Annotated in this window: 7 protein-coding genes; all 7 read left to right on the plus strand. The window is 38.2% G+C overall.

The features are described 5' to 3' along the window. Positions 1 to 85: 85 nt before the first annotated feature. Positions 86 to 3,046: a sialidase domain-containing protein gene (locus tag ACLV7Q_RS02740; protein ID WP_411865982.1), complete on the plus strand. Its 2,961-nt coding sequence runs from the start codon at positions 86 to 88 to the stop codon at positions 3,044 to 3,046. Positions 3,047 to 3,659: 613 nt separating this feature from the next. Further along, positions 3,660 to 7,226 carry a trypsin-like peptidase domain-containing protein gene (locus ACLV7Q_RS02745; RefSeq protein WP_218756971.1) on the plus strand — a complete coding sequence of 1,189 codons (3,567 nt, stop codon included), beginning with the start codon at positions 3,660 to 3,662 and terminating at the stop codon, positions 7,224 to 7,226. 276 nt (positions 7,227 to 7,502) lie between these two features. After that, entirely contained in the window at positions 7,503 to 8,414 is a 912-nt protein-coding gene (locus ACLV7Q_RS02750) for an Rpn family recombination-promoting nuclease/putative transposase (RefSeq protein ID WP_218756970.1), read from the plus strand. A 1,131-nt stretch (positions 8,415 to 9,545) separates the two neighbouring features. Next, positions 9,546 to 9,998: a YhcH/YjgK/YiaL family protein gene (locus ACLV7Q_RS02755; protein WP_218756969.1), complete on the plus strand. Its 453-nt coding sequence runs from the start codon at positions 9,546 to 9,548 to the stop codon at positions 9,996 to 9,998. A gap of 18 nt (positions 9,999 to 10,016) precedes the next feature. Next, entirely contained in the window at positions 10,017 to 11,354 is a 1,338-nt protein-coding gene (locus ACLV7Q_RS02760; protein WP_057517239.1) for an ABC transporter substrate-binding protein, read from the plus strand. Positions 11,355 to 11,432: 78 nt separating this feature from the next. Next, on the plus strand, positions 11,433 to 12,317 hold the full coding sequence (locus ACLV7Q_RS02765; protein WP_000237985.1) for a carbohydrate ABC transporter permease: 885 nt from the start codon (positions 11,433 to 11,435) through the stop codon (positions 12,315 to 12,317). After that, positions 12,317 to 13,150 carry a carbohydrate ABC transporter permease gene (locus ACLV7Q_RS02770; protein WP_172925310.1) on the plus strand — a complete coding sequence of 278 codons (834 nt, stop codon included), beginning with the start codon at positions 12,317 to 12,319 and terminating at the stop codon, positions 13,148 to 13,150. The genes ACLV7Q_RS02765 and ACLV7Q_RS02770 overlap by 1 nt, the downstream gene beginning before the upstream one ends. The last annotated feature ends 3 nt before the right edge of the window (positions 13,151 to 13,153 follow it).

The raw sequence follows: 13,153 nt of genomic DNA on the forward strand, positions 1-13,153 counted from the left end.
TGGCAATGAGCAAGAACATGAAGATAAGCAAGAAGAAAAAATTCCAAGAGATTACTATGCACGAGATTTAGAAAATGTCGAAACAGTGATAGAAAAAGATGACTTAGAGACGAATGATTCAAATGGAAAAAGAGTAGACTTGTCTGATGAATTAGAGAAAGTAAAGGGACTCCAAAATGCAACTGTTCATGTGGAGTTCAAACCGGCTGCTGATGGTCCTAGTTTTTACAATCTCTTTTCTGCTTCCAGTACAACTAAAGTAAATGAGTACTTTACAATGGCAATCAATAATGGGACAGCTTTGATAGAGGGACGTGGAGCTGATGGTAGTCAATTTTATGGAAGTTATACAGATGCGCCTTTGAAGATTAGACCAGGCAAGTATAATTCGGTTACTTTTACTGTTGAAAGACCAAGAAAGGATAGTCCAAATGGTCAGGTTCGTCTTTATGTGAATGGTGTATTATCTCGTACGAATAAAAAATCAGGGAAATTCCTGGCAGACATGCCGGACGTGGATAAACTCCAGTTAGGTGCAACTAATAGAGCAGGAGAACTGAAGTGGGGCTCAAATCTTTCTATTCGTAATCTGACTGTATACAATCGTGCTCTAACTCCAGAGGAAGTCAAAAAACGTAGCCAGTTATTTGATGTAACAGATATTGAGCCGTCACTTCCTGAAGGGGCAGTCTTGACAGAAAAGCAAGAGTTGTTTATGAGTGGTGTCAATGATAAGCCAAATAGTGAAGGAATTAAGAGTTATCGGATTCCAGCTTTGCTACGTACGGATAAAGGAACATTACTGGCAGGAGCAGATCAGCGTCGTCTCCACCATTCTGACTGGGGAGATATTGCTATGGTCGTTAGGAGAAGTGAGGATGGGGGAACTACTTGGCAGCCAACCTTAACCTTGACCAACCTGCGAGACAATCCAGAAGCAAAAGATCCGCAGGCACCATCTCCACTTAATATCGATATGGTCTTGGTTCAAGATCCTACCACAAAGAGAATTTTTTCAATCTACGATATGTTTCCAGAGGGTCGAGCTGTCTTTGGAATGCCAAACAAACCTCAAAAAGCTTATCAACAAGTTGGAGACAAGCACTATCAATTACTGTATAAACAAGGGGAAAATCAAGCATATACTGTCCGAGAAAACGGAGAAGTATATGATGCAAATAATCAAAAAACAGATTATCGCGTTGTAGTGGATCCAAAAGAAGAAGCCTACAGAGATAAGGGCGACCTCTATAAAGGAGAAGAGCTTCTTGGGAATATCTACTTTGCTCAATCTGCTAAAAATCCATTTCGTGTAGCCTATACGAGCTATTTGTGGCTTTCCTATAGTGATGATGATGGGAAAACATGGTCGAAACCAAGAGATATTACACCATCAATTCGCCAAGATTGGATGAAATTTTTAGGAACAGGTCCAGGTACAGGAATTGTGCTTAGAACAGGAGAGCACAAGGGTCGTATCCTAGTTCCTACTTATACCACCAACGCTATCTCCCATCTAAGCGGATCTCAGTCTTCTCGTTTGATTTATTCAGATGACCATGGAGAAACATGGCAGGCTGGAGCTGCTGTTAATGATGATAGGACAGTAGGCAGAAGGAAAATTCATTCCTCAACTATGAATAATAGTCCTGCCCAAAATACAGAGTCAGTTGCTGTACAGTTAAATAATGGTGATGTGAAACTCTTTATGAGAGGATTAACGGGTGATTTACAGGTTGCCACAAGTAAAGATGGTGGGCAAACTTGGGACAAGGAAATCAAGAGATACAATCAGGTTAAAGATGTTTATGTCCAAATGGCTGCTATTCACACCATGCACGAAGGAAAAGAATACATCATTTTAACCAATTCAGGAGGACCTAAACGGACGAATGGAATGGCTCATTTGGCTCGTGTAGAGGACAACGGAGACTTGACTTGGTTACATCATAGATCAATTCAAAAAGGAGAGTTTGCCTATAATTCGCTTCAAGAATTAGGAAACGGTGAGTATGGTATCTTGTATGAACATACTGAAAAAGGACAAAATGCCTATACCCTATCATTTAGAAAATTTAACTGGGAATTTTTAACAAAAGATCCGGTATATCCAACAAGTGTAACTATCAGGGAAGTTCGTAAATTGGAAACAGAAGAAGAGGATGCAGAACAAGGTATCTTAGCGATACAATTTGATTCTGAGGTACTAGTGAATTCTATTCCGACTTTGACTTTAGCGAATGGACACAAAGCTACCTTCTTGACCCAGGCAGATCAAAAAACTCTACTTTTTACCTTCAATAAAGAAGATGCAGGTCAAGAAATTACAGGTCTACTGGTCGGTAGAATTGACAGTATGCATGATTTACCAGTTACACTAGCTGGTAGTAGAATTCCTGAAGATGCGAAAGAAAATCCTGTCGATACCATGAATACAGTAAGAGAAGATGTATCTGAGGAGATGACAGAAAGGAAGTCAGAGAAGAATCAAGTGTCTATGGAGCCTTCAGGCAGAATGGTAGCAAACTCTCCTCTTACTTATTTTGCTCCTCGTTACCTCCAATCTTATGTAGGAGATGTTACTTTAACTCCTCTTAAAACTGAGACTAAAGTTCCAGTAACGACTGGTTGGAAGCAAGAAAATGGTGCGTGGTATTTTTATACATCTGCTGGTGAAGTGGTGAAAGGCTGGCATCAGGAAGCGGGTAAATGGTACTACTTGAGTTCTACTGGTGCGATGGCAACTGGTTGGGTGAAAGATGGTAACCAATGGTATTATTTGAGTGAGAGTGGAGCAATGTCTACTGGCTGGGTTGAATCCAGTGGTGTGTGGTACTATCTCCATTCTAACGGTTCAATGGCGACTGGTTGGATAAAAGATGGAGACCATTGGTACTATCAGGAATCATCTGGTGCAATGAAGGTAAATCAATGGTTCCAAGTTGGAGACAAATGGTACTATGTCAATGAAAGCGGAAGATTAGCTGTTAATACCATAGTGGATGGTTATAAAGTTAACTCCAATGGGGAGTGGGTCAACTACTAGAACCTTGGATGTTGATGAATAACTGAGACACGTTTTGTCCGTCATAGAGATTAAAAGTTTATTTAGATAGTTTTAGTAGAAATTTCTACTCTAAGAAAAAATCAATTTAGATGAGCTCCTATTGCCGGGTAAATGACTTGCTAGTCGTAAATAAACTGTATATTTCTGACTGGATACTAATAGTCGCAACTTAACAGTTCACTTTAAGTGTTAAAATGCATATAGCTAGTTATTGGTTATATGCGTTTTTGTTCTTGATTATTTTATTTCTTGTCTTGGAATATAGGTAAAATTATAGTAAAATAAAATTTTGTAGATCATGTTGGTAGATATACAAGAAGAGTGTATTGTTGACAGTACAGCACATAGAATCCAACATGTCCTTATACTCAAACAATCAAAGAGCAAATTAGGAAGTTAGCCGTAGCCAGCTCAAAACACTGTTTTGAGGTTGCAGATAGAACTGACGAAGTCAGTATCATATACATACGGCAAGACGAAGATGACATGGTTTGAAGAGTATGGAACAATCATAACTTATTTGAAGATTTTAAAAGATTGTAAGCTATTATATCTGGATAAATAAGTATTAGAAACTAAAGTGAGGAAAAAGATGTTTTTATATTTAAAAGGTTTAGGAAAATTTCGTAAGTCAAAAGCTTATGGTTTGGTTGGTTGCTTGACACTATCCGCAGTGATTGGCTTAGCTACACCAGATTTACCAGTTATTGGTGGTGGGGTCGTTTCTGCTGACGTCATTCAAGGCGGCGATGATATAAAAGATGTGGACGTTCATAGTAAATCTGCGGAAGGTGTTGCTATGACTTATACCACCTATGATAGCGGAACAAGTGGAAAACAAACCGCATCAGGTAGCGGTGTCTTTGTAGCGCCGAATGTGATGGTAACAGTAGCTCATAATTACTATGATAAAAACCAAGAGGATAAGTCTGCGGTCTTGCGTGGTGGGGAGTCTGCTCGTAGTTATGTGGTGATGAACTCAGACACAGAGAAAAACAACAAAGTACCCACTTCAGGAGTATCAGAAGCTCTTGAGAAAGACTCTATTCATTTGTATAACGGCAAAGATTTTGGTAAAGACTATAGTAACGATTTGTCAGTAGTGGTAACTAAAAAGCCTGTAGAAGCTATGACAAGTGGAGAAGATTCACCAAGAGAGCTAAGTCATAAAGAGGTTTCTACTGGTGATAAAATCTCTATGGTCGGCTATCCTAATGATTTTTCGACTCCAAATTTAAGTGAAGAGAATAAAGCTCGCTTGAAAGACGGTAAGGCTTATTCAGTATCAACAACTGTTAGCAGTGTCAATAAAGAGAGTGGTGCAGTCACTTATCATTCCTCAGCTTTAGGAGGTTTTTCAGGTGCTCCTTTGTTTAATGATAAGGGAGAAGTAGTAGGTATCCACCAACATGGAACGAATACTCCAAGCGCTAAAGAAAGTGAGCGTATTGGAGGTGGAACTATTTTCACGGATAAGCATAAGGATTGGATTCGTTCCATGATTGATCAATATGGTATAAAGGGTTGGTATGTAGATGGTGCAAATCGTTACTACTATGATGAAAATCATAGAGCCTTAAAAGATTTGGAGCAAGAAATTGACGGTGCTTGGTATCACTTTGATGAAAAAGGTAGAGCTACTTTAGTTAAAGGTGAAGAAAAAGGTCGTGTTCTACTTCGAGTGGAAGATACTGAAGGAACTCCTTTGATTTCAGATAAGGTTGTTCAGGAAGGTTCCGTAGGCAGTGGTTTAGAGTTTTACTTGCGCCAAAACCCTGAGTTTAAGCAGTTAATTTCAAGTTCGCCTTTGGCTAAAGTGGTATCTTACAACGGAGTTTCTGTCAACAAACTAGTAAGTGATACTAGTTGGTCTGATGAATATGTTAGTAAGTTAGCTTTAGGAGATACAATTATAAGAGCGGTAGTAGATTCGGTAACTCCTCCATCTACGTCTTCTTCGGATTTTGCAAGAACTGAAGTTGGTAAAGTCGATTTGAGTGGTAAATCGAACTTACCTGTACCTAGCAAAGAGGTTTTACAAGCTCCGAACGGTTCTGCAAATTTCTATGCGACTACGCATATTCAAACGCCAGATGGTTCAGGGTCAGGTACTTTGATTACACCTAATTTGGTGTTAACAGTCGCTCATAATTTCTTGACAGCTAAGGGTTCTGAGGTAGTTACGAAATCAGGTCGTACTAACACAGTGTATAAAACAACTTTACCAAACGGTGCTTCTATAAACTTTTCAGATGATGATATTGTTTATTGGAATAAGAAAGACTCTGTATTTGGCTTTAAAAATGACTTAGCCTTGGTTCGTTTAAAAGAAGAGTTCAAAGCGGTATCTCCTGTAGAGGTGGTATCTGAGTCAACTTCTGTTGCTAAAGGTGAAAAAGTGTCGGTTTATGGTTTCCCGGACGGTCGCTTGTCTCTTGTATTGGATAGTGAGGTAGTAGGTACTACTGATTTTGGTTCAGGTATAGAGGGTATCAGCTATGAAGGTACAAAACCCGGAGCGTCTGGTGGTGGTCTTTATAATGATAAAGGTGCTTTAATTGGAGTTCACCAAAATGGTGTTGTAGGAAGTCGCAGTGGTGGTTTGGTCTTATCAAAAGAGCAGTTGGATTGGGTTCGTTCTTATATTGAAGGTCATCCAAAAGACCCTGTTTATGTAAAAGATGAAGTAGTAGTCGATGAGAAAGACAAAAATTTAACAAACCCAAAAGAGGATAAACCAAACACCTCGCCCGCGGTATCTGATAAAGAGAAAGAGAAATCAGAACCCCCTTTTAAACCGCAGGAGAAGCCCAAAACAGAGGTTATTACAACTTATGAGGGTGATAATACCCTTGAGGTTGGAAAAGAGCGTACAGAAGAAAATAAGGGCGAAAAAGAAGGTGTTCCACTTATTTATCGAACAGTGTATAAAGGAACTAAGTCAAGAGTAGAAAAAACCTCTATTACCTTTGATACGGTTTATCAAGGGGATGACACGAAAGAAGTTGGTTTCCGTTCAGTTGTAGAGGGTAAAGGAGGGGTGGTTACTCGAACTACTACTTATCAAGTAGATAAGTATACAGGAGCGGTATCTTCTCAAGTTTCTGAGAAGAAAATAGCTCCTCAATCCAAGGTGATTACTTTAGGTATTAAACCCAACAGTGTTATAAAAGAACTTCCGATTACAGAACGTTTTGAGGACTCCGAAGAATTAGAGAAAGGGCAAACGGAGGTTATTTCTGAAGGTTCTATAGGTAAAGAAGTCACTACGGTTACTTATAAGGTCTTACCTGACGGAAAGGTTGTTGAAAATTCTCGTACAGTCGAGGTTACACCTATGAGAGAGCGTGTGGTTCGTAAGGGTGTGAAGGAAGTGGTATCTCCAGATAAAGTAGAGTCTCTAGTTCCAAAAGATGCGCCGACTAGAGAAGAATTGCCTGTGTTTAGTGAGGGATTTTCAGAATCAGAGGTTTTAGTATCAGGAGAAAAAACACAAGGAGACCTTGGGAAGTCTATAGTATCTTCAAAAGAACTAGTCCCTGAAAGAGTGAAAGTTCCAGACTTTGTGGCTAAAGTTACAGGTGGAGAAAAATTGACAGTAGAAGGGCACCGAGATGAGAGTAAAATAAATACTCCATCAAAACAGGAAAGATTATCTAGCCCAGAAACCACTGCTCAATTCACAACGAACGGGACAGGTTCTTCATCGTTAACAGCTGTTTTTGGCGTTGAAGCGGATAACAGGTCACTTTCTACTGTTGAACATTCTGTTATTACATATAATCAACAAAGAGGATGGCATAAGATAAATAATCAGTGGTATTTTAGAAATTCCGATGGGAAAGAACGGACAGGCTGGATGAAAGAAAATGATGCATGGTATTATTTTGATGCGAATGGAATCATGCAAACCGGTTGGTTACAGGATACAGACGGTAATTGGTATTACCTAAAGGATAATGGCATGATGGAGGTAGGCTGGTTCCAAGATTCAAGTGGCGCGTGGTACTACTTAGGATCATCTGGTCGCATGGCATCCAATACATGGATTTATTATAAAGGAAAGTGGTACTATATTGATGCTTTGGGTAAACTACTTTTCAATTCGGTAACACCAGACGGCTATAGAGTGAACGAGTATGGGGAATGGATCAACTGAACTTGCTTTATGGCATATTGACGAGAAAGCTAGGAGTATAAAAACACTAGAATTCATGGTCTAGAAAGTGGTAAGGATTTTCTAAAATGGTTGATTTTGTAATCTTTTTTGTAAAATATAGCTTTTAATAAATAATGCGAGCAAGATATATCTCTTTGCAAGTGATTAGGGTCAATAGTTTTTAACTTTCTCACTTCTTTTCCGAATAAATAGATAGAACCATAGAATCTAGCAAAATTAGATTTAAAACTATGGTATAATAGAAGGAGGAAAAGGATGATTCTAAGACATCCGGGCATTAGCCCGACCAATGATTTGGTAGCTAAGAAAATCTTTAGCAACCCAGAAATCACTTGTCAATTTATCCGCGATATGCTGGACTTACCAGCAAAAAATGTAACCATTTTGGAGGGAAGCAATATTCATGTCTTGCCTTCCCTGCCCTACTCAGCGCAGGATTTCTATACCAGTATAGATGTGTTAGCGGAGTTGGACAATGGCACTCAAGTTATCATTGAGATTCAGGTACATCATCAGAATTTTTTCATCAATCGCCTATGGGCTTACCTGTGCAGTCAGGTCAATCAAAACCTAGAAAAAATTCGCCAACGTGAAGGTGATACCCACCAGAGTTACAAGCATATCGCACCAGTCTATGCCATCGCCATTGTGGATAGCAACTACTTCTCAGATGACTTGGCTTTTCATAGCTTTAGTATGCGCGAGGACACGACAGGTGAAGCCTTAACCATCACAAGTAATGGACAGGAACATCATCTAGTCAAGATGGCGTTCTTGGAATTAAGAAAATACAGAGAAACCAGCAAAGATAGCATTCGCAAACCGTGGTTGGAGTTTTTTGGGAATAAACCCTTTACCCAACAACCCGAGCGAGCCATCAGCCAAGCAGACCAACTGCTAGACTACAAGAGCTGGTCCGAGGAGGACAGGAAGATGTTTAGTCAACTACGTATGCGTGAAGAACAAGCATTATTAGCACAGGACTATGCCTTGGAACAAGCTGAAGAAAAGGGCTTGGAGAGAGGGCGTGCAGAGGGGATTGAACAAGGACTTGAACGTGGAAAACTCTTTGCCTTCCTGGATATGGTCCGCCAAGGTCTCCTGACTTCTGAGGTTGCCAGCCAGCAGTTAGGCATGACTGTGGCTGAGTTTGAGGCGTTGTTGTAAGATCAGCAATAATAGACAAGAAAACCATCTGGTTAAGATGGCATTCTTGGAATTAAAAAACTCTAGGCACAAAATCTTAAAAATTACAAACACGCATAGTATCAGGTGTTGAACAAGCTTGATACTATGCGTTTTATAGTGGGAATATAATAGATTGAATCTAAAATAGTACGAAACAATTGCTAAAACATTTATAGAAATTGATTTTACTTTCCCAATCGATTTATTCTCATCTTATTTCAATTTGCTATATTTCCTTCATTTTCTTCTAAAATTGACTTTTACCTGCTTTCTTGTTTTTTTATTTTTCTTATCTTTCTTATCTTATCCACTCGAAACAGGTCTTGCAAGAAACCTGCTTATTTTTGAAAGTACTTTTAATGTAGTTGATATAGTTAAAAAGATTTGAAACTAAATTCCAAATTAGAAAAAGACTTGAAATGCTAAAAAAAAAAAGTATACTCTAATTGAAAACGGTAACAAAACTAATTTAGAGTATTTCTCTCTTAAAAGTTTTTGGTGAAACGAGATGTAGAAAGGAGATTTAGCCAAAGAGTCTACTAGTGCTAGAATAATAGATTAGAATTATTTTAGAAAAACTAATACTCAATGAAAATCAAAGAGCAAACTAGGAAACTAGCCGCAGGCTGTACTTGAGTACGGCAAGGCGACGTTGACGCAGTTTGAATTTGATTTTCGAAGAGTATAAGTGAGCAGCTTATAAATTCAATTCCCCGAATAGATTCCTACTAGTATCTTTTGCAAAAAATAAAGGGCGACTTCCTTCATGAATATCAATTTCATCTATAAGGAAGGTAGCTAATTGAACTAACTTATTTATTCTGTTTGTCGCTAGAAAAATCAGATCTTCTTGTGAAGATTGAGGAGATACTGAATGAAAATCAAAGAAGAAACTAGCAAGCTAGTAGCAGATTGCCCAAAATACCGCTTTGAGGTTGTAGATAAGACTGACCTATATAATCCAAGGTGAAGCGACTGTGGTTTGAAGCGATTTTCAAAGAGTATAGGCTAGAGAGTGTTGTGTTTTTATCTCCTTCTAGTAGAAAATGCTAGACAGAAGAATGGGGAACTTGGATAGGAAAAATAGATTGAGAAAGGAGGTTAGAAGAGATGATTATTACAAAAATTAGCCGTTTAGGAACTTATGTGGGAGTAAATCCACATTTTGCAACATTAATAGATTTTCTGGAAAAAACAGGACTAGAAAATTTAACAGAAGGTCCGATTGCTATCGATGGTAATCGATTGTTTGGGAATTGCTTTACTTATCTAGCAGATGGTCAAGCAGGGGACTTCTTTGAAACCCACCAAAAATATTTGGATATTCATTTAGTTTTGGAAAACGAAGAAGCCATGGCTGTTACGTCACCGGAAAATGTAAGCGTTACCCAAAAATATGATGAAGAGAAGGATATTGAATTATACACAGGGAAAGTGGAACAGTTGGTTCGTTTGAGAGCTGGTGAATGCCTCATCACTTTTCCAGAAGATTTACATCAACCCAAGGTTCGTATAAATGATGAACCTGTGAAAAAAGTTGTCTTTAAAGTTGCGATTTCTTAATGTAGAAAGGGAAGAACGATGAAAAAAATGAGAAAGTTTTTATGTCTAGCTGGAGTTGCGCTAGCAGCCGTTGCCTTGGTAGCTTGTTCAGGAAAAAAAGAAGCTACAACTAGTACTGAACCACCGACAGAATTATCTGGTGAAATTACAATGTGGCACTCCTTTACTCAAGGACCACGTTTAGAAAGTATTCAAAAATCAGCAGATGCTTTCATGCAAAAGCATCCAAAAACGAAAATCAAGATTGAAACATTTTCTTGGAATGACTTCTATACTAAATGGACTACAGGTTTAGCAAATGGGAATGTGCCAGATATCAGTACAGCTCTCCCTAACCAAGTAATGGAAATGGTCAACTCAGATGCTTTGGTTCCGCTAAACGATTCTATCAAGCGTATTGGACAGGATAAATTTAACGAAACTGCCTTAAATGAAGCAAAAATCGGAGATGATTACTACTCTGTTCCTCTTTATTCACATGCACAAGTCATGTGGGTTAGAACAGATTTGTTAAAAGAACATAATATTGAGGTTCCTAAAACTTGGGACCAGCTCTATGAAGCTTCTAAAAAATTGAAAGAAGCTGGAGTTTATGGCTTGTCTGTTCCGTTTGGAACAAATGACTTAATGGCAACACGTTTCTTGAACTTCTACGTACGTAGTGGTGGTGGAAGTCTCTTGACAAAAGATCTTAAAGCAGATTTGACAAGTCAACTTGCTCAAGATGGTATTAAATACTGGGTTAAAATGTATAAAGAAATCTCACCTCAAGATTCTTTGAACTTTAATGTCCTTCAACAAGCTACCTTGTTCTATCAAGGAAAAACAGCATTTGACTTTAACTCTGGCTTCCATATTGGAGGAATCAATGCCAACAGTCCTCAATTGATTGATTCAATTGATGCTTATCCTATTCCAAAGATCAAAGAATCTGATAAGGACCAAGGAATTGAAACCTCAAACATTCCAATGGTTGTTTGGAAAAATTCAAAACACCCAGAAGTTGCTAAAGCATTCTTAGAATCACTTTATAATGAAGAAGACTACATTAAATTCCTTGATTCAACTCCAGTAGGTATGTTGCCAACTATTAAGGGGATTAGCGATTCTGCAGCCTATAAAGAAAATGAAACTCGTAAGAAATTTAAACATGCTGAAGAAGTAATTACTGAAGCTGTTAAAAAAGGTACTGCTATTGGTTATGAAAATGGACCAAGTGTACAAGCTGGTATGTTGACTAACCAACACATTATTGAACAAATGTTCCAAGATATCATTACAAATGGAACAGACCCTATGAAAGCAGCAAAAGAAGCAGAAAAACAATTAAACGATTTATTTGAGGCTGTTCAGTAGGTGTAAAAGACTAGAAAATAGGTGGGCTAGTGAGCTGAAAAGCCCTAGCCCAATCTTGTAAAAGAAGGGAGAAGGAGAATGGTTAAAGAACGTAATTTAACTCGCTGGATATTTGTTTTGCCAGCTATGATTATCGTAGGATTACTCTTTGTTTATCCGTTTTTCTCGAGTATTTTTTATAGCTTTACCAATAAGCATTTGATTATGCCCAATTATAAATTTGTTGGTTTAGCTAACTATAAAGCTGTGCTATCAGATCCCAACTTCTTTAATGCGTTCTTTAATTCAATTAAGTGGACCATTTTCTCATTAGTTGGTCAAGTTTTAGTAGGGTTTGTATTGGCTTTAGCTCTTCACAGAGTACGCCACTTCAAGAAATTATATAGGACCTTATTGATTGTTCCTTGGGCATTTCCTACAATCGTTATTGCCTTCTCTTGGCAATGGATTCTAAACGGGGTTTATGGCTACTTACCGAATCTAATCGTAAAATTAGGCTTAATGGAACATACACCTGCATTTTTGACAGATAGTACATGGGCATTCCTATGTTTGGTGTTTATCAACATTTGGTTTGGAGCACCGATGATTATGGTTAATGTGCTTTCAGCTTTGCAAACAGTACCCGAAGAACAATTTGAGGCTGCTAAGATAGATGGTGCTTCAAGTTGGCAAGTGTTCAAATTTATCGTCTTTCCACATATTAAAGTGGTTGTAGGGCTTCTAGTTGTTTTGAGAACTGTATGGATCTTTAATAACTTTGACATTATCTACCTAATTACTGGTGGTGGACCAGCCAATGCTACAACGACGCTTCCAATTTTTGCTTACAACCTAGGTTGGGGAACTAAATTGTTGGGTCGTGCCTCAGCAGTTACAGTGTTGCTCTTTATCTTCTTGGTGGCGATTTGCTTTATCTACTTTGCTATCATCAGTAAGTGGGAAAAGGAGGGTAGAAAATAATGAAGAAGAAATCCGGTATTTATTTAGATGTTCTCTCACATGTACTCTTGATTGGTGCGACTATTGTTGCAATTTTCCCATTGGTATGGATTATCATATCTTCTGTCAAGGGTAAAGGGGAATTAACTCAGTATCCAACACGATTTTGGCCTGAACAATTTACATTAGATTATTTCACTCATGTTATCAACGATTTGCACTTTATTGATAACATTCGAAACAGTTTAATCATTGCCTTAGCTACAACCGTTATTGCGATTATTATTTCTGCTATGGCAGCCTATGGTATTGTTCGATTCTTCCCTAAATTGGGAGCAATCATGTCAAGATTACTCGTCATTACCTACATTTTCCCACCAATTCTGTTAGCAATTCCCTATTCAATTGCCATTGCTAAAGTTGGGTTAACAAATAGTTTATTTGGCTTGATGATGGTTTATCTATCTTTTAGTGTTCCATATGCAGTTTGGCTCTTAGTTGGATTTTTCCAAACAGTTCCAATTGGAATTGAAGAAGCAGCTCGAATTGATGGTGCAAATAAATTTGTTACGTTTTATAAAGTTGTGCTACCGATTGTAGCACCAGGTATTGTAGCAACAGCTATTTATACATTTATCAATGCTTGGAATGAATTCCTGTATGCCTTGATTTTGATTAACAATACAGGAAAGATGACAGTAGCAGTAGCCCTTCGTTCACTTAATGGTTCAGAAATACTAGACTGGGGAGATATGATGGCAGCATCTGTTATTGTAGTTCTTCCATCAATCATTTTCTTCTCTATCATCCAAAATAAAATTGCAAGTGGATTATCAGAAGGATCTGTGAAGTAATAC

Source organism: Streptococcus mitis, assembly GCF_965111725.1.
Taxonomy (GTDB): Bacteria; Bacillota; Bacilli; order Lactobacillales; family Streptococcaceae; genus Streptococcus; species Streptococcus mitis_DV.